At 46.4% G+C, this 19324-nt stretch carries 12 protein-coding genes and 2 pseudogenes; 9 read left to right on the top strand and 5 right to left on the bottom strand.

Translation table 11 applies throughout. From position 1 onward, the window contains the following. Positions 1-259: 259 nt before the first annotated feature. The 6 genes and pseudogenes from AAF463_RS24165 (at position 260) to AAF463_RS24140 (ending at position 8380) form a co-directional block, all read left to right on the top strand. The gene (locus tag AAF463_RS24165) at positions 260-1531 is read left to right on the top strand and encodes a hypothetical protein (protein ID WP_350262759.1); all 1272 of its coding nucleotides are present in this window, start codon (positions 260-262) and stop codon (positions 1529-1531) included. A 1173-nt stretch (positions 1532-2704) separates the two neighbouring features. Further along, a pseudogene (locus tag AAF463_RS24160) lies at positions 2705-2911 on the top strand (hypothetical protein); the annotation flags it as partial. Between the two features lie 21 nt (positions 2912-2932). Further along, positions 2933-3067, top strand: a complete 135-nt coding sequence (locus AAF463_RS24155) for a hypothetical protein (protein WP_350262787.1) — start codon at positions 2933-2935, stop codon at positions 3065-3067. A gap of 39 nt (positions 3068-3106) precedes the next feature. Then, positions 3107-3172 carry a hypothetical protein gene (locus AAF463_RS24150; protein ID WP_350262784.1) on the top strand — a complete coding sequence of 22 codons (66 nt, stop codon included), beginning with the start codon at positions 3107-3109 and terminating at the stop codon, positions 3170-3172. A 3263-nt stretch (positions 3173-6435) separates the two neighbouring features. Next, entirely contained in the window at positions 6436-7569 is a 1134-nt protein-coding gene (locus tag AAF463_RS24145; RefSeq protein ID WP_350262758.1) for a hypothetical protein, read from the top strand. Between the two features lie 112 nt (positions 7570-7681). After that, positions 7682-8380, top strand: coding sequence for a hypothetical protein (locus tag AAF463_RS24140; RefSeq protein WP_350262757.1), 699 nt, complete (start codon positions 7682-7684; stop codon positions 8378-8380). A gap of 1312 nt (positions 8381-9692) precedes the next feature. Here the strand turns inward: AAF463_RS24140 and AAF463_RS24135 are convergent. Both AAF463_RS24135 and AAF463_RS24130 read right to left on the bottom strand, forming a co-directional pair. Continuing rightward, positions 9693-10454: a hypothetical protein gene (locus tag AAF463_RS24135; protein ID WP_350262756.1), complete on the bottom strand. Its 762-nt coding sequence runs from the start codon at positions 10452-10454 to the stop codon at positions 9693-9695. Positions 10455-10693: 239 nt separating this feature from the next. After that, positions 10694-10915 (bottom strand): transposase, encoded by a 222-nt coding sequence (locus tag AAF463_RS24130; protein ID WP_350262755.1) that lies wholly within the window; start codon positions 10913-10915, stop codon positions 10694-10696. A 1107-nt stretch (positions 10916-12022) separates the two neighbouring features. Between AAF463_RS24130 and AAF463_RS24125 the strand changes: the two are divergent. Then, positions 12023-12186, top strand: a pseudogene (locus AAF463_RS24125) (IS3 family transposase); the annotation flags it as partial. A 1033-nt stretch (positions 12187-13219) separates the two neighbouring features. Here AAF463_RS24125 and AAF463_RS24120 read toward each other — a convergent pair. The 3 genes from AAF463_RS24120 to AAF463_RS24110 all read right to left on the bottom strand — a co-directional run bounded on the left by AAF463_RS24120 (position 13220) and on the right by AAF463_RS24110 (position 16463). Then, entirely contained in the window at positions 13220-14032 is an 813-nt protein-coding gene (locus AAF463_RS24120; RefSeq protein WP_350262754.1) for a hypothetical protein, read from the bottom strand. Next, on the bottom strand, positions 14016-14969 hold the full coding sequence (locus tag AAF463_RS24115) for a hypothetical protein (protein WP_350262753.1): 954 nt from the start codon (positions 14967-14969) through the stop codon (positions 14016-14018). The genes AAF463_RS24120 and AAF463_RS24115 overlap by 17 nt, the downstream gene beginning before the upstream one ends. 180 nt (positions 14970-15149) lie before the next feature. After that, positions 15150-16463 (bottom strand): hypothetical protein, encoded by a 1314-nt coding sequence (locus AAF463_RS24110; RefSeq protein ID WP_350262752.1) that lies wholly within the window; start codon positions 16461-16463, stop codon positions 15150-15152. A gap of 1087 nt (positions 16464-17550) precedes the next feature. Between AAF463_RS24110 and AAF463_RS24105 the strand changes: the two genes are divergently transcribed. Then, entirely contained in the window at positions 17551-17784 is a 234-nt protein-coding gene (locus AAF463_RS24105) for a hypothetical protein (RefSeq protein WP_350262751.1), read from the top strand. An 86-nt stretch (positions 17785-17870) separates the two neighbouring features. Beyond that, positions 17871-18991 (top strand): IS3 family transposase gene (locus AAF463_RS24100; protein ID WP_350262750.1). Its coding sequence is split into 2 segments (ribosomal slippage): positions 17871-18129 and positions 18129-18991, totalling 1122 coding nucleotides; the frame shifts between segments, so codons are not numbered across the junction. The last annotated feature ends 333 nt before the right edge of the window (positions 18992-19324 follow it).

The following is a 19324-nucleotide window of genomic DNA, read 5'->3' as shown; positions in this document are numbered from 1 at the left end:
AGATTGATAAATTAATATTCAAGAAATTTGGCAGACATGAAAAGTAAACATTGTTGTGACATGCCATTAACATTTTAGGTTGTAATTCAGGAACGGCTACAATCCGATGGTTTGAAATTATCAACATTGCACCCGACCATCCCGATTTTAGCTTTAAATTTGTCGAACATTATGATAAATCATCGTTTTTTGATGTTTTTAAAAGAATTTTTGCTGTATTTTTATCAAAATTATATAAATCATCTTAGGTTTACATCTAATGCATACGCTATCACCATTATCAAAACAGCATTTACATATTTTTGTACGTGCAGATCATGACGCACTTAATAATAAGAAAGTGACTTTTGCATCACTGAAAACTCTTAATCGAGTAACTCAATCAAATGTCAAATTACCTTCTTCTTTACATAAACAGGCAGTAGAAACAATCAATTCACTTAAGGAAACGCTTAAGGCTCAGAATTCAAAAGTTCTGAATAAAAAAATGGCTAAGCTGAATGACATCCTCACTTCTGTTAATAGGAATTATGATTCACATGCTTTTGATCCTGCATCGCTGAAACTTGAAAGTAACAAAATTGCCGCTGAAAATGCCCTGAAAAGCGCACTTGAAGCCATGTATATGACACCCGGGGATGATATAGGAAAAAAATACACTAACGGCAGGGAAGCGTTAAAGAACTCTTTGAATGAATATTTTCATCGCGAATCCGGTGATAACAATAATGTGTACGAAAAAAGTTTTTCATCTGATTTTTATGACATACATTCTAATACATTTATGGAACACCTCGCCGAAAATTACAATGATTACGCTACGAGGAAGTTCGAGGAAAAGAAACACAATAAGTTAGTACGGCAAGAAAGACGAAAAGAGAGAGAGAAGTCAGCAACAAATCCTTCACCATCTGTGCAATCGACAGTAGCGGTGTCAACTTTAAATACATCAAAATCTAATTCTAATATTCCACGCGGTCTCATAGCCGCTTGGGTGTTGCACTCTGATAAAATTCAAAATAGATCTGATAAAATATTTAATGGCAAAAATGCTGCTGACGACCTGGCAAAACTCGTAAACGAAGGCGAATATAAGAAACATCGTATGCTTTCTAACATTCCTGAAAGCAAAGGAGGCTTTTCAGGATTGAAGCAGTCATTGAAAAATTTGGATGGTGAAAATTTCCGCCAGCTAGGGGACGAGCTCAACCAAACCATTAACGAATCTGGATATATCATCGGTAATAATCTTTACCGCGGCGTTAGCAATTATGAAGCCGATCTCTGGAGGCGCGCAGGGGAAGGAAACGATTTTAAGCCTGAACGTTTCAGCTCATTTTCATTTAATGAAAAACGAGCGGAGAACTTTAGCTCGGGGTGGGTTATAGTGAGTGATAAGACCCGCGGGATTAGGGTGAATAATTACTATCCTGGGAGGGATGAGGAGGAGTTTCTTACTAGTCGCTCTTCAATATTTACCATTAACCAGATCGACAACGAAACAAAAAGAATTTTTGTCAGTCAACATTAATTTGTTAATCCATAATAAAACAGGCTATCGCAATATCCTGCGCTAGTCTGTTTAGCTTTCGAGATGCCCTATGTTATTAATGTTAGTGCTGAAGTTATATAATGAGATCTCATCATGATGAATCGGAAGCGTATGACTCGCGAACGGCGTCAGCATATCCATAATCTGTGGCGCTAGAGTGGGAGGAGCAAAAGTCAGTATGCCAGTCATCATGGCATCAACATCAAAACCTTTGGCAACCTCTGCCGCGCGCTGCCTGATGAGTACAACGCCGAGACATTCCCCTAATTGCCACCTGCCTTGCTGCCCGCAGACATCCGACCTGGTGCGGCTTCGGCATTGCAAAGCATCAACCTCCGTCGCGTCAGCCTCACCTGCTCTGTGACCGCCGACATGCGCGCCGGCATCGTTATACTCACGACCCAAAACCACACCCGTATGTAGCTGCTGCTGTGGGACCGCTATGGCGTCTGGCTAGCTTCCTGCCGGCTCCTCACCCCGGAGCAGTTCACCTGGCTCACCGCCGGCGTCGACTGGAAGCGGCTCGCCGCCGGGCCGTTCGTCCCCCGGGCGGAGTAAAACGTCTGCTGCAGTAAAATGACGCACCATCAGGATATTATCCCGGCATCCTGTGATAATCCCTGGCATGACAACCGAAACTGCTCTCCACACAGAACCCCGATGAACTGCTTCGGCTGGCGCAGCGGCTGGTGGCTAAACAGCCCTGCCGCTGTGAAGACCGTATCACCACCCTCGAAGCCCTCCGGGGTACGACACGAAACACACATCCGCGACCTGGAGGTGAAGCTGAAGCTTTTTGTGCACTAATGGCTTTGGGCGTAAAAGCGAAAAACAGATCTACGTGCCGGCGCGCTTCACGGTGAAGCGCACCGTCCGCCCTCTGATGAGCTGCGGTGCAGAACGCGGCGCTGCCGCCGTTGCTTGTTGAAAAAGGTGCAGCCGATGCCTTCCTGGTGGCGCATGTCAACATCGCGAAGGTGCTGGGCCACCTCGCTGTACCGCCAGCAGAGAATCTACGCCCGCGATGGGGGACTGTCCGGCTGGTTCAGCGAGGTGGGTACGTGACTGGCGCTGCGGGAGGCGGCGCTCAGGGAAGAACTGCGGCGCCAGCGGGTCATCCACGCGGACGAAATCCCGCACTAGGTGCCGGACATGAAAAAGGGTAAGGGGGTCAGCGGGTACCTGAGGACGTACGTCAGCGCGGCGGGGTCGGACCGCGACGTGGTGGTGTACGACTACCGGCCGGGTCGTCGCGGGGGGGACGCCCGCGCGATGCTGACCGGCAGGTCGGGCCGATGGTTGCGGACGGGTATGCGGGCTACGGCGCGCTGTGAGGGCCCCCTGGCATCCGCCATCCGGGAGGCGGGGCGCTGGTCGCACGTGCGCCGGAAATTCATGGCGCTGTATAATATGAACGGTAGCCCGGTGGCGACCTTCCATGACTGGCTGCTGGCCATGCAGTTAGCGACTAGCCCGGGCGACGCGCTGCACAGAGCCGTCACGTACGCGCTGTAGCGGTGGCCGTCGCTGCTGGCATATCTGAATGAGGGGCTGGTGCCGCCGGACAACAACCGGTGTGAGCAGATGATACGTCCGGTGGCGGTGTGCAGGAAGAGCTGACTGTTCGCGGGCTCGCTGCGGGGTGGGGAGCGGCTGGCGGACCTGCCGTCGTGGCCCCGGTCAAAACTGCGTGAGCTGCTGCCGTACCCGCCCGCATCCGGACGTTCAGCACTGGAATCAGAACTTTAACCCACGCTACTGACTTACGCTGCTGCGCAACATGAGTTTTCGGACGCTAACAATAATGTGGCGTTTGCAGGGGGCTTTTGGGTGCCTGAAAAATGAGTTGTACAAGCGTCATAACGGGTCTGAGTATTTATGCAATAAGTGGGGCGATATTCGTGGAAATAATGGTCATTAGCATTGTGCCGATGCCTGACGGAGTCAGGGCGCAAACCTGGCGGCAAAAGCTCGACTATCAATGATTAGGCAGTCCAGTAAATAGTCAGCTCACATGTATTCGATGAGGCCACTTTAAAACAGTGAAGTTTGTATCATTTAAAAAATCTTTCTTCAGGCGTATTATATCCGAAGCATAAGCGGGCTAAAGGACCCCAAATATATATAAGATGTGAATCCTGTGACATCAGAGAGGGACAGTAATTGACCATAAGACAACGAGATAAATCAACGTGGATTAGCAAATAACGTATGCCTGTATTCTCACAAGGCCAAAAAAAACCCGCTGAGCGGGTTAGGCCAAAAGAGCCCGGAATTTCTCGTGCGCGACAGCGCACAGGTATTTTGCAGTAATATTCTACCAGTAAATTATTGCGTGTAAACAGGGTTCGTAAGCATCTGTATGGATGAATTTATAATTAAGTACATTAGAAAAAAATTTAATCCATAAAGTTGATGTATTTAAATGTAGTAAGATGTGAAGTGTTTACATTGGTTATTATTGATTTTCAGCAACAACAAGCTTTCGCAATGGGGTGTGAATTATGATTGAATTTCAATGGGTTGCGGGTGCTGTTTTTTGCGCTGCAAAGGCTGCTGTACAACCATTAAAGCTAAAGTAAATATTTGCAATCTTAATTTAAAAGTAACAGATAGCTCTCTTTTGCAGACAGATAACTCGCTTTTAATTATAAATGAAAGTCGTTGCAATTTTTAGAAAACAGATTTTAAAAATTGCAAATGCCAGATTGTTGCAGATTTATCTTTTTTTATAGTTAAGTGTGTGCTATAGCTGTAAGCTGTTTGTCGGTCCGTATGCGGCATATCAATAATGAATATTTGCAAGTGCCTGCATAACACGAAATTTTAAACTTTTTATAATTAATTGATTGGCGAAACGTAACTAGTTAACAGTGTTTTGGCCTCGATATCTTAAAGCTTATAAATGAAGCAATCATCCATTACAGATGATGCTTTATATGAATAATAGAGAGCTTGTAATTTGGGACACATAGGTAAAAACACGAGTTTCTTAATAGGCCGCCTTTAGGGCTGGTCATGATAGTAGTGGTCATTGCTACGCAGTGACCACTAAGTGAAACTCACTCTTGAATTGTCATTTCTGTTTAACCCCCAACTTTTGCAACATTGTGTGAGGCGGGTATGTGAAATAATCTCTTAGTCTAATACGTGAGTAAATGAACTATTTGCAGGAAATTATGCGCGCTTTCATCCCGAGATAACTTCATTAAATATCTCTCTCTCGATTCGTAACTGTGTCGTTTTGATTTAAGTGGCTATCTTTTTCATACATTGCCTTCAAGCCGGTTATGCCTGATGTCTGAATGAGCAACCTTTTGCGCTAAGCGGGTACAGTAACAACAAGCATTAGAGTACATCCTGATAGCTGGTAATGAAAAATTTATCGCTCAGTTGACAAAATGGTGGCTGGCGTCAGCGATGATCAGGGCTTTAAAGTGGTAATTCATCGTGCAACATAACAATTTTTAAGGGCGCGCATGATCGATAACAGAAGCAGACAGCATAATGTCTGCGTAAGATGACGTGCTAGGCTGTAATGATTTGTCATTGCCTGCATTACTATGCGCAATTGCTCAGCGCTTCAACGTAAAATCTATCATTTCCTGGAACCATGTCTTAACTGAATTTTGTCATTATATGCTGGTAAATGGCAATGAAACCTCCTGTGATCTGACCAGATGCCAGTTATGCTTTGAAGCGACTTAAGATGTTACATGATGAATTTTAAGGTTAAACATTGCACTCCAACATTTATCCGGGCAGGAAAGTTCTGGAGTAAGCAGTGCGTGTAAATATTTATTTACATTAGTTGGTGCTCTCAATAAAGCATGTTAGGTCCAGTTTAAACTAAGGTTATTCATGTTAGTGCCGATATACAGGTAGTTAACCTGGAGGGACAAACGATGAAAGCTTTATCCTTAGTGATTATGCTGTCCACAATTTCTCAGGGTGCATTAGCTGCCCAGGGAGTAATACATTTTACGGGTTCAATAGTGGAGTCGGCATGTAAGATGAATGCTGTAAATAAAACTGTTACTGCGCATTGTATGCGAGGGGGCGTCAAAAGCGACAGGGTGATTAAGCTTACAGGACAAAATCAAACGCTCCCTTATTCTTTGGGTGATGTCAGTATAAAAAACAGAGCTAATATCAGAACCGTCACAATCAGCTACCGTTAGGGTTTGAAGTGAAAGTATGCTAAACAAGGTACAAATTAGCCGATTCAAGTAAAAAATGGGTCAGGGATTGACCTAACAATTGAATGTGTACGAAATATCAATCCCTCTTATTGTCTGTAATATCATTACGTTAATTATGTTGTATTCGACTGGCAGATCTTAATTGTCAAATGTTGGGTATGGTAATGTATGGGTTCTTAGGCTTATCACAATCGTGCGCGCGTAACTCAGAATTTATTTCAATAATGACTTATGCCAATCGTCTTGCAAAAAACGCTCACGCCAAAAAAAGACATATGCAAAGCTGCATTCGCCCACATCAGGAATAAAAAGTTTTTTATCCTTGAGGCTTAGTTACGCGGGCTTTTCGCCGTTCTGATAAACTTATATCTTACGTTTATAACTCCATCATGATGTGCCTCTTAAAATCTGACATTATCGATTTGTGGTCACTATTAAAAATGACCAGACTTAATTTTCAAAATTAGCCTGTATTAAATTGTCATGCGTGAAATTCTATTATGCAAGCTTTAAAGACGACATGGAGAACCTGACAAGTTTTGGTACTTCGTATCACATCGCCTGACAAAGCGGATTTTGAACATGGTCAAAGTTGTAATATGTCATTCCTTACTGGATCTTGGCCTGCAGTATTTGTCGCTGTCTGCTTAAGGTTATTTATATTTACACCAGGAGTTGTATATGACGGTATTGACTGTTTATTTTTGCGGTACTGGATCTAACAAATTCGATGACTCAAATCCTAATTTTTGGAACGGTGAGCTTATATCAACACTTGCATCAAATAATCTGGGGCGTGAATTTGCCGAATGGATTATCATCGACGGCCCTGGCAGTGGTAATCTGCAGGATGATGACCTGTGGGTAAAAAGCGGTGAACATTATGGATGGACGGGCAATGCATTCGGCGCGGGCTGGTATGAAAACATAAATCACGCTCTGCACATGATTAAAGGAAACTTCAATTGGAAGCGTGAAAAATTATCCGAAAAACAGTATGAACTTTTGAAAAAATCTGGGATTAATATTAATAATGTTGAAGTTACCGGATCGTTGCTATGGCGGCATTATGATTACGGTGATCGTAAGCTTTCTCAGCAGGATGTACAAAAGCAAATCATCAAAACCTTCCGGAAAGATGGATTACTTCCCAACCGGGTTAATCTGGTGGGCTGGAGCAGAGGTGGCATAAGCTGCCATATGCTTGCTAACGCCATGTTGGCTGACCCAGAGCTGGCCGCTATTCCAGTGAATATATTTACTGTAGATCCGGTTCCCGGGCCGTTCAATTTTCAGGCGGATAAGACGTCACTAGGCAAAAATGTCGAAGAGTATGTCGCCTTTTATGCCAGAGATGAGCGTTCTAAAGGATTCAGCTGTGTCATACCCGAAACGGACGCATCTACTTTAGTTCATATCTATCCACTTGCTGGACGCCACGCCACATTGGTCGGGAATGCCTCTATCGATGGTGCTAGCGAAGGAAGAGCTCTATATGAACCTGGAATGATTGTTCGTCACTTTGCCGAGGTATGCTTAGCGAGATGGGGGGTAAGTTTAAATAAAACGCTGAAATTGAACAATGCTCAGCTGCACGGGTTACATGAGGCAATGCAAAAAAATGCTGACCTCTATACCAAAATGCAAAGCAATTCATACACTATCATTACAGAAAGTTATAAAGGAGAACGGAGTATATCACATGGCACTCTATCTGCCCCTTTTAGCACTGTCCAAGGTGAAAAGTTTATTCCTGTATCAGGTCTAAACTCCGATTATATGACTGATAATACTATCTATTATTGTCTTCAATAAGTAATCAGAAATCTAACACCCGGCAATGCTCATTTGCCGGGTGTTAGATTTAGAAATTAAAAATGTGAATTTTCATTTTAATTGCTTTAGTAAAGGCTATAACGGAGGGGGTGTGAAAGTATCGGCAGGAATTCAGCTTCGACTTCAAAGGGCATCTAACCGAGAGAATGCCAATCGTAATTATGCATTAATCAGCTTAAAGCGGGTCAGGAATGTAAATATTTCTGCAGAGCAGAGAAATAATCAGGAGTTACGAACCTTATCATGCAGAGCCCTTCCAAGGATGATAGCTGCGCTTTATGAATTTAATAAACATACAGGAGACAGTGTTCCTGTCGAGTGGGATATAATTGATTCAAAACTGAATGGAGTACTTGATGTATTAGAAAAAGATTCGAAATTAAATTTTTTGGCTTTTCAGAGATATATAGATGCTGCGAGTGATAAATGTGACAGAATTGCAGCATATTGTGATGATTTTAGACCTGTATTTAAATTGTTCAAAAATGGAACTATAAAAATGTCAGAGGCGAGTAAAATAAACAACTCAATTAAACTTCTGCGTGAACAATCCCTTACTATGAGCGTACCAGTGAGCGACGCGAGCTTGAAGTTTGCCAACATTGAAAAAACAATTGAAGCCCCGGACGGTATTAATCCTACAAAGGTTAAGAAAAGCCTTAAGGAACTTCTGTTGTTATTAAAGAATGTTAATGAATGTGAGGAGGGTATTTTGCGTTCCGCTTCAAAACTTCGCCGGTCGCTGTACCGAACCATTTTGGATACGACTGATATTATAAAAAGGTGCTAATAGCTGCGTCTGACACCGCTTTATCATGTGTACCTCCCGGGAATGGAATTAGGATTCAATAATGTGGTGAACCTTTACTTCTACTACCGTATTGCACGGGACTGATGGTTTCGCGTTATGATAAAGTGAAGCTCAAGTTATTATCGTCTAAAAGGACCTCCCTGGATCACCAGACACAGCACCTCTTTTAAGGTAAAGGGGGTTCAATACCTGTGTTTTAAACCAATCTAAATATTAAAATGGTAGACGTGTAATTTTGAACTGAACGATTCTGTCGCCCTACAACTCACAAATAATAGCGCTTATTCAGCATATAATGGGACACGGTATGACCGTGTCTCACATTCTGCGCCTGCACGGCATCAAAGCAAAACAGATTTCCAAATGGCTAAGACAGCTCGGCAACTACCGTTGCCTTTAGCGGAGAAGTTGTACCAGCTTTTGAACTTGCTACCGCTAATTTAATAAATCTTTAAACTTCATAAATTTCTTTGCACAAAAAACTTTTGAAGCTGAAAAAACTGTAATGGGTTGTGGAGTATGTCCAAAAATAAAATGTATTACGCATGCGCCATCGTTGCCCGGTGATGTCGAATAACCAACGTCTGCCGGGACATTGGTATGTGGTGTGTGCAGTTGAGTATCAGGGTTCACTGGTTGTCTGACTGGCAGGGCTTCATATGACAATCTTGATTTGACTATAAAGTGGCTTTGTCTGAGATAAACACAGCCGTGGCAGACCTACACACGCATGGTTATCAACGCGTTAGGGTTCTGTTGTAAGAAATTGAGTGGAAAAGGCAGACTGTTGTTAAAGCAAAACGGGTCTACTGCATTGTGAGTATCCGTCATTTTTTTGCGAAAACTTGCTGGTGACCACCATAAGCGAGACACAAAGGACGCTTAGAGAGGTTGCGGTAGTGTCGTTTTACGCCAAACAACAAGCTCGGCAGCAGGTAGTAGGCGTTCAACGGCTACTGCTTGTAAATAACATTCTGTTAGTCATTTTATTTCTTGTTGGTCCACACTTCAGCAGAATAGCTGATATTCCGCTGGAGTGTGAGTTTAATATGTTCGCGTAATAAAGTGCACATGTGATCAAACGGCCAGCGGCGGTAACACACGGTGGATAAGGATTTCAAGGCCATCATTACATGATATCGTTACTAGTTAATTCAGAGCTCGATGATGAACTCTTTAAAGCAAAACACTCTTGCGACATCGCTTAGTTCGGTTGACGATGCTGGGAGTGTAAGCAGATCGCCAATCCGGGTTAAGTTTCTTTAAGTGGGTTAGTAGTTCGCGTTGCTAATTAATGAAGCTGAATTTCCCTAATAGTTAAACCATAGTTGCTAACGTGTACTTCACTGTAGGTAATGGTATCATCTCCTAACTTAAGAAGATTTTCTTTCTGATTAAGTCGCATAAGCGTGCCATTTGTTAAATTTAAGTGACTCTCGATTGTTGCAGCATTGAAGTTGACATTATTCTCAAGAGATACCCAAGGTGAACCATTGGTACATATCTCAAACAATTTAAATTGTTCAAGCTCTTTCTTTGCAAAATAAATCTCATCATTTATGCTATGAGATGCAATCAAAACATTTGATGATTCAATCATTCTTGGTATTCTTTGAAAGTCGTCAATCACTAAAAATTGACCGTTTTCAAAGGGAATACCTGATCTTTCTATTTCTGATAAGCTCATAGCCCGATACAATTTTATAATATCCGTGCGCTGGAGTAATCCTAAGCTGTTAATACTTACACAGGATTGATCTGGACTTATCAGTTCATCGACCATAACAGTATTGCTTAAGTTATGATTCCGCTGAACGGGCGTTTCATCAAATTTTTTTCTCTGGAAATCATCATGTGTCACATTATAAATACATACTAGTTCAGCAAGACTAACTCGCTTTACTGCCCTTAACAATGAACTTTGCGGTAGTACTTGTGTTTCACAGTTGTGTATGGCTTGAGGAGTATAAAATGTTTGCCGGTTTACGCTCGTCAGATGGGATGTTTGAGTAATATTGGGGGTGTATTGTTGAAAGTTTCTTACAGGGATCATTATATTATCCTTTGATAATGTTGCTACGTTTTTATTTCTCTATCCAGCCAGCCAGCCAGCCAGCCAGCCAGCCAGCCAGCCAGCCAGCCAGCCAGCCAGCCTGCCCGGCCAGCCGGTTAGTATCGTGCGGGCGTACTCCCTACGGCGCCCCGGACGGCAGTCGTACACCACCTTGTCGCGGTCCGACCCCGCCGCGCTGACGTACGTTCACAGGCACCCGCTAACCGTCTTGCCCTTTTCTAGTCCAGCACCTGCAGTGGAGTTTCGTCCGCGTAGATGGCCCGCTGGCGCCGCAGGTCTTCCCTGAGAGCCGCCACCAGCGGCGCCAAGCACGCGCCCGCCTCGCCGAACCAGCCGGATAGCGAGCTCACCGGCAGGCTCACCCCCTCGCGAGCGTACATTTTATGCCGGCGGTGCGGCAGCAGGTGGTCCGGCACCTTCGCGATGCTGACCGGTGCCACCGGGGAGGCGTGACAGGTCTGCGCTCAGCACCGTGCCGCACGCCGACACGTACGTCAGCTTCTCGCTGACCTCGTCGCGCAGTTGACGCAGCGCCGCTGCAGTCCGGGCAGCAGGCAACGTCAGGCATCAGCGTGACCGTTTCGCTTGGCAGAGAGTCAGGCAGCGCCAGGCGTACCGGCCTTACCTGCGGCTCAGCGCGCCGGCAGCTGTTTTCTCTTCCGCCCGAAGCGCTACTGCTGCGCGAGCTTCAGCTGCTCCTCCAGGTAGCGGCTACGCGTTTAGTGCTGCGTTCTGGGGGTTCCAGCGAGCCGATCCGCTGCTCGTGCCTGGTATTGAGATTTTCGAGGGTGTAGATGCGGGTCGCCTGCTTAGCCAGCAACCGCTGCTCAAGTTCTCGAAGTTCGTCGAGGTTATGTGTGGAGAGCAGGATATAGGGTGTCATACCGGGAATGATGACAGGATGCAGGGATAACATCCTGATGGTGCGACTTTTTGCTGCAGAAGATGTTTTACTCCGCCCGGGGGACGAGCGGCTTGGTGGCGAGTTAGTCGAACTGCTGCGGGGTGAGGGCCCAGCGCTCGTCGTCGTGGCGGTCCCACAGCAGTAGCTTCATGCGGTTGTGGTTTTTGCCTTTGAACAGAAAGGCGTGGTTTTGCACGTGAGGGGTATCGATGTCGGCGCGCGCGGACCAGCCAGAGCCGTTGAACGCTCAGCAAAGCTTCAGCTCGCGGATAAGGGGAGCCAGTGCCTACGGCGAACCGGTGAGGCTCGCGCGCGGCAGGGTTGAATTTTATGCTCTCCGTCGAAGCGGATCGGATGTCCACTGGCAACAGCGCCGGTGGAGGTGAGGGTCTCAATCTGGCTTTGTGCTAGCCGGCCATCGCGCGGCAGAGGTGGCAGAAGGTTTGATGTTGATGCCGTGCTCGCGGGCGTTCTGTGCATTATTCATGCCGCAGCTGAGCCACTGCTGATAATGGCGCTGACGCTATTCGTAGGTCATACGCTTCCGGTTCGTCATGATGAGTTCCCATAATATAAAGAAGAGAACGCAGAATGGCGATCGGCGTGTAAATCAACAAGGTGAGTTCACCAGACGCTTACACACTTTCGGGATGAATGCCGGAATAAGCACTGTTTCAGCGATGTTCTCCATGGCCGTAAAATCATAAATGACTGATGTTATGACTATAATGAGTCCAAGCCTCATTATATCAGACGCCGGCGGAATTTGCAGCAGGCTGGAGGAATGGAAAATTAAATGGTATATAAATAATGACTCTTCAGCTCAATTATTCGGTTTGGTGTTGTTTCTACCTCTTGTAATCATTTGCACTTAATCCATAAAGTTAACTTTTTTCACATAAGCCGTAACGTTTAGGTCTTATGCAATATTAAATGTATGATATGGTTAATAACCTATTTCCATCGGGTCTTTTATAGAGTTATATTTTCACATCATTAATACCTTCTTCATCCATGAGGTGCTATAAACCCTTGATCTCTTATACTCGGCAATGTCGTTGATGTCGTACTGGTAGTCGTTGTTATTATGGTCGTCGTTAATCGGTTAATTTCACCTTCGGCTGCAAAAATTGCACTGTCAGAGCAGACACATCGCGATCGCCCATTTGTTATGATAAGACTTTCGGCCTCTGGCTGATGTTCCCGAAGCTGACGCAGCTGCGAGGTACAGGCTTTTATAAAAGATTCTCTTAAGCAGGCGCTTAATATTTTCGTTTCTGTGCGGCTTTTCCAGGCATCTGCGTGTGGTATTTGCTCTTCTGTCAACGGTGAGTCGCCTGTTATTAGCTTATAGCCCACATATACGCCTGCAACCAAAGCTGACGCTTTTATTAGTGTCATGCAAATGCCATTTAAGCCGTTCCAGTTTGAATGCGGTTGTTCTTCACTTCGGAATAAAGTGTCCAGACATAAATTTCTTTCAGATCTGGCTTCTCTGAACGTCTCATGAAGCGAAACGTTAGTGTTAGTTGTTCCAGATTCAACAGGTATTGCTGTGTATGCAGATGTACTGGGATTGGAGGACACGGGTAACATTGGGCTTTCTCATTCCATGATATTTTCATTACTTTTCCATCATTGGCTCTGTGGTGCTATCAAAAAAAAACTGTTTTATTGTGAATTCTGATGCTTACGATTATTGATGCTGTTCACAGTTTGGATTGCTATGCGTGAAAAAGGTGACATCTGGAACAGAACTACACTGATTTTCCTCCTCTCCACGCGCATGCGTATTACGTAAAATTTAAAACATCATTGAGTCAGCTTTTCACCATCGTGCTTAACCCCATATCATGCCGCCGCTCTCAGGATCAGTGCTTGCGGCCCAGTCGGCGAGTTGTCTTTTAATCGCTTGATTAAGGGCAACTGTTGCAATCTGCGCGTCAGACTCCGCGGTAGCGGGGGTAAACGTAATCCCGGGCAAATCCAGCGTCAGCCTCACCCATTTCGCCGGCGGCGGAATGTCATTGATCATGTCATCCGGAACGGCGAGGCTTTCATGCCCCACATCACCGGCATGAACAATATCTTCCTCATCCTCTTCTTCCTCTTCGGTTTCGGCGCCATCAGTCATGTGATGTTCAGATTCAGAACGTGCTGACGCGTAGATGCGGCTTCGGACCTCGTGGCTTTTTGCTTCCCATTCGGGGTCCGATTTTCCACCGGGTAGCGTCTGCGCGAGTTGAGGTAACGCATCCCCTAGCATGGCGCGGGCCTCGCGCGTCAGAGTAAATGTCGGGGCAAGTCGGCCTCCAGGCTTCACGTCATCTTCTGTCGGTAGTATGCGTAAGTACAGGGCGCCGGTAAGTGAAACGGTAAGCCGTGCATTCTCCGCCGTCGAACGTATCTGAAAGTCCATTCCGTGAGCACTTATGCGCACAGGATCGGCTTCTTCGTCCCCTTCGCGTTCTTCTGCGGGCATGGGCACGATAAACTCTGACAGGAGAGCCTTGACAGGTTTGGTGCCGTAAATGACGGTATAAAACTCGCCCCGACCGGAAAGTCGTGCGGACAAACCGTTCAGTAAGCTGTCGACAACGGCCTCTTTGAAGGCGGGATGAATACTGCGCGGGTCCTCACTGAGAACAGGCATTCATTGGATCCTTTTTATTGGTGGCTACACACGCCGACGGTGGGATCACGCGTTCGACTCTGGACACGCAATGGAGGGCATCCTCCTGAAGCGAGCGCAAAGTTTGCACAGGAACCTTCCGATAGATAACGGCACTTTCCGGCTGAAAAAGAATCTCGGCATAACGAGCTGACAGTTCACAACCCATGGTTTGATTCATGCGACGGGCGTTCTTAATAAAATGCCAGTGTCGTTCTGCTGCGTCATCATTCATCCCAAGGGCTTTGCAAAAGATCCTGAAGTACTGCGCATCTTTTGATGCATGAGGTCGTGTACCGTGGTGGGTTAACGGCGCCAGCCAGTAATACACGCGCCCGCTGCGGCAGTGAAGGCACAGGGGATGAAGTTCAACCATTCGGGCGCGTATTTCACGTGCAAGGGCCGCGCGCTTAAGTGATCTGAACAACAAGCGACAGCGCGTCTGAACATCATCATGATAGAGTTTCAAAAGCATGCGGGCGGGATCCACAACGGATGTCATTGTTTCCCCCTCCTGCATCAGCGACGACTCGAGTTTAGTGCGCAACTCATCGCTAAAAATGAAGATAAAATCACCGGGCTTAATAGCGCTGGCAGCGATACGTCTGAAAGGGGGATCTTCATCATGCTCGTACCGGTAAACCCAGCCACTGGCATAAATGCGGGCATGATCTTCCAGCTCAAACGTGTAATACGATGAATTGGGACCTTGACGCTCACTCACATGTTCCCCAAACGTGAACAGCATGGAGAAGTCCCGGAGTTTGCCAATGGCGACAGGGTTAGGAATTTCATTGAGCCGGCGTTCAATTTCTTGCATTAACAATCCAATGCGGCCCCGATACGCTTTGAACGCCTCAATTATCTTCATTCCCGTTAAGGTTTTAAACAGAGAATCCGCCTGACGGTAGGGCATCATAACTAACGCTCCGTGGGGTATTTCCGGGTGCGTTAGCAGGACCCGCACCAAATCAGGGCTTACTCCGATAAAAATCCAAGATCCGTTCTTACTTTTATCAGTGAGTGATTTGACAGGGTGCTCAGTGTGTGACATTTGAGCTTAAATTCGGTTGCTGGCCACTCATCACTGTACTGTCGTTCAAGTAAACGATTTGCGAGAAAAATGTAATGCCGATAAGGTAATACAACAGCTAACCGCGGACATCCTGCGGTCAGATATTTTTTTTTCAGCAAGCAGGCGGGCAGCCATTGGCGTCGCATCATTCCAGTCTTCAATGAGCTTATCGGCGCGCTTTACAGCCTGTTCAATGGATGCCCGCAACAGACTCAGCATACCGGAGGCAAGTGCATCCAGAAGTGCAAGTTTTATGGGGGGCCAGGCATTAAGGGTGTGACAGTACCCCTGTCCCGTACTGTCGGCTGACGCCATCGTCAGGTCGGTATAACCTGCCGGCATGTTTGATAATCGCAGAACATATAGAAATGCCTGAAGGAGCACTCTATATTCGGGGCTTTCTTCATTGCCGGCAGACGCCATCAGGTGCTGGAAAGTCAGCGCAAGACGTGATGCCTCCTGATCTACGATACTGACTTTGATATGAGCATTGCTTCGCGGAACGGGCGCCCAGTCAGTCTCCTTCGGATGAGGCGAGAGCAACACATGAGCCGCTTCCGCCGCGAGGACTTTCGTTAACAGGGGGCCGGATTCGACAAGCTGGGCACGTAAGCTAAAGAATGTCCGGGGATCATCCGTCATGATAAAAGTTCCACATTCTAAAAGGCCGCTTTCTCTCACCAGTATCAGATATTCAGGGATGCGCCGGATAGCGGAGTAGTTTTTTTGCTGCCGCTCAGTAGCATCAAACAGAATAACATCCGGTTTTCCTTCATTTGTTAATGCTGAAGATTGAAGGGCTGCGCGCCAGACCTTTTTCTGGGCTGTGAAATGCAGGGCCATAAGTGCTGCGGGTGCTAAGTGAGGAACTGTCCACTCCGAGCTTACCTTTATGCGCAGATCACTTCTGTTTACAAGACGCGGCAATTTTGCCAGCGAGCGTTCAAGCGGTATGGTGACAGGCGTGCGCCATTTGTTTCCGAGTGGATCAAAAATAAAAGTAGGGACCAGCTCCGAGAGTGAAGGGTTTGTTAATTCAGAATGATGAATACGAATATTATTTACGGCACTCAACGCGGTCACGAAGGCATGAGATGACGTCCTGCTTTCTACAATTGAGGTGCCATGCTTAACGGTCCAGAGTGAGCGGAATAACTCGCTTAACTGTGTTTTGTCGATCAGAAGACTGTGCAGGGGACCTGTGAAAGCATGGGTTACAGGATAAAGCAGGGTACGAAAAGCGCGCAGGTCGGTTCCGAACTGACGTTCAAGATTTGCCAGAGCATGCAGCAGAGGGAGCGATGTCAGTTTTGCCGGCCAGATTAGGCAGAGTATCACAGATGGCGCATTGGCTGCTGACAGCAGGGTATCAACCAGTTCTGTTGCCCAGGGCTGAAGACTGACGCGCGCAGTGCTGTCACGCGCCTGAAGTGTTAAACCCGCGTTGCCAGCGCTGAAGTCCGTTACCGAATGCCCCTGGAAATAGTGAAAAGAAAAATGCCTGAGTCATCTCATCCAAAAGGCGGCTGAAATTGACCAAATCATCAGATTGCTAAACGCGCTCAGTTGTTCTATACAATTCTGTCATGATAAGAACAGCTTTTTTGAAAGAGCTTCATCTTTTGAGATTATGGTTCCCTGCTGGCCACGGATTGTGTAAAGCGACAATCTGCGGGCGCCTGAAGCTGCGAAGGTAGTGACAGTCTTTTGCGAAAACCGAAGAATTAATCTGAACCCAGTCCGCAGAATTTAGCTGAGCTTTTGTTAAGAGGGAAATATTCCCAACTCCCTCGCCGCATGGCGCAAACGCAACTGTATAAATAAGGGAAACAAAGAAATAACTTACTGATAAATAATAGACTTATTTTTGCTCCAGACATCCGGGAGTTTTTGTCGTTCACCAGAACACAGCTACCCCAGACAGTGACAAATGATGGGAACCATGTGCAATCGATTATGGACGTTTGTGCCCTGATTTCTGGCATTAACTTTCTTAAAATACATAAAAACACGATCACGTGCATCTTCACCATCAGAAACTTTGAGGTGAAAACATAAAAGAGCGGTAGTGTTATAACCGAACTAACCAACACTATTGTTAAGTAAAACGAAACCCTCTCATAAGACGCCTCTCTCATATTTATCTAAAAGTTCTGAAAATCAATATGTTAAGTAGGTTAATTTGTTGTTTTTATCTGGGTTGAGCAGTTTATATAAAAAATCAATATGATTTAATGCCGTCAGTTCTGATCATAAAAGCCAAAAACTGATGAGGATGTTAACAGTCTTGAACGGTATTTTCTGAAAGAGAAATAGTTGCGGCCTCCACCCATTTGATACCCCTTCAGTCATGATTAAACTGTCCTAAACGACCAGTTGTTAACAAATGGTTAACTTTTATCGCAGCTTATCTAAAGGAGTAAAGATGTTGGATGCAACGTATTACTATGTTTGTCCGTGGGCCAACGGGGGAGGAATGCTTCATGCCAAAGGATGTCCCGTTTTGGACGAAAAGAGGGAACGGATATTCATCGGTACGCTTTATACGCATCTGCAGGCAATGGCCGTAGCAAAGCTTTATTTGAAAGATACGACACGCTGTCCATTCTGCACCAGCCAGTTAAGCGATGCGCATGACAATCGCGCAGTGCGTCATTGAGCGGAAAAACTGGATTGACCTGCTCCCCGTTGATTAATACACCGCGATGTTAGTAATGTCTTCATAAGCCACATGAGGACATCCCCATGAAGAAGCGATTTTCCGACGAACAGATCATCAGTATTCTCCGCGAGGCAGAAGCCGGGGTTTCGGCCCGGGAACTCTGTCGCAAGCATGCTATTTCAGACGCTACCTTCTACACCTGGCGCAAGAAGTTTGGCGGCATGGAAGTCCCCGAAGTGAAGCGGCTCAAGTCACTTGAAGAAGAGAACGCCCGCCTCAAGAAGCTGCTCGCTGAAGCCATGCTGGATAAGGAGGCGCTTCAGGTGGCTCTGGGCCGAAAGTTCTGACGACAGACCAGAAGCGGGAAGCCGTGGAAGTCATGTGCGAGACAGTAGGTCTGTCGCAACGCCGTGCCTGCAGGCTGGCTGGTCTGTCCCTTTCAACCTGCCGTTATTCGGCTCAGCGTCCGGCTACTGACGCGCAGCTATCTCTGCGTATCACAGAGCTGGCACTTGAACGTCGCCGGTTTGGTTACCGGCGCATCTGGCAGTTATTGCGTCGGGAGGGCCTTCACGTCAACCACAAGCGGGTTTACCGCATCTATCACCTTAACGGTCTGGGTGTAAAACGCAGGCGACGCCGTAAGGGTCTGGCGACTGAGCGGCTTCCGCTTCTCCGCCCGGATGCGCCGAACCTGACATGGTCGATGGATTTTGTCATGGATGCACTTGCCAGCGGCCGCCGGATTAAGTGCCTGACCTGCGTGGATGATTTCACGAAGGAGTGTCTGACGATCACCGCCGCTTTCGGTATTTCAGGCGTCCAGGTCGCGCGTATTTTGGACGGCATCGCGCTGTTTCGTGGCTATCCGGCAACGATAAGAACCGATCAGGGCCCGGAATTTACCTGCCGTGCGCTCGATCAGTGGGCTTTTGAGCATTGCGTGGAGCTGCGGCTTATTCAGCCCGGTAAACCGACACAGAACGGATTTATTGAGAGTTTTAACGGACGCTTTCGGGATGAATGCCTGAATGAGCACTGGTTCAGCGATATTCTCCATGCCCGGAGAATCATTAATGACTGGCGGCAGGACTATAACGAGTCCAGACCTCATTCATCGCTGAATTACCAGACGCCGTTTGAATTTGCAGCATGCTGGCGAAACGGGAAACATGAAGAAAAACCAACCGACATTACTAACTGAAGGGTGTATCTAATATTGGGGGCAGGTCATAAGTAAGCTCACGGGCTTGCGACCGGGCCGGGCGATACAGCTTAGCAGCTCCTTATGATCTGACCGACTTCGCCGGGAGGAGGCGTTAATTTATCGTGCAAGATATATGCAGGGAACTACTAACACATTAGAATGTGACGAAGCGAGAGCGGTATCTGCGTTATAACATTATAAAAAGGATTCTGGGTATTAATAATGACCGCAAGTGTTGTTTTGTGGAATACTCAAACAGGATGGCTATGGCATTGTTCCATGATATAGCACATAGTTTGCCATGCTGGAAGTACTAAGGCCATGGATGTT

This window comes from Pantoea sp. BJ2 (assembly GCF_040255075.1).
Taxonomy (GTDB): domain Bacteria; phylum Pseudomonadota; class Gammaproteobacteria; order Enterobacterales; family Enterobacteriaceae; genus Pantoea; species Pantoea leporis.
Note: the sequence above shows the minus strand (reverse complement) of the source record. Positions and strands in the feature narration are given on the sequence as shown.

Coding starts and splice junctions, on each gene's coding strand:
- AAF463_RS24165 (WP_350262759.1), top strand. CDS start 260: ATGCATACGCTATCACCATTATCAAAACAGCATTTACATATTTTTGTA.
- AAF463_RS24145 (WP_350262758.1), top strand. CDS start 6,436: ATGACGGTATTGACTGTTTATTTTTGCGGTACTGGATCTAACAAATTC.
- AAF463_RS24135 (WP_350262756.1), bottom strand. CDS start 10,454: ATGATCCCTGTAAGAAACTTTCAACAATACACCCCCAATATTACTCAA.
- AAF463_RS24120 (WP_350262754.1), bottom strand. CDS start 14,032: ATGCCTGTTCTCAGTGAGGACCCGCGCAGTATTCATCCCGCCTTCAAA.
- AAF463_RS24115 (WP_350262753.1), bottom strand. CDS start 14,969: ATGATGCCCTACCGTCAGGCGGATTCTCTGTTTAAAACCTTAACGGGA.
- AAF463_RS24105 (WP_350262751.1), top strand. CDS start 17,551: ATGTTGGATGCAACGTATTACTATGTTTGTCCGTGGGCCAACGGGGGA.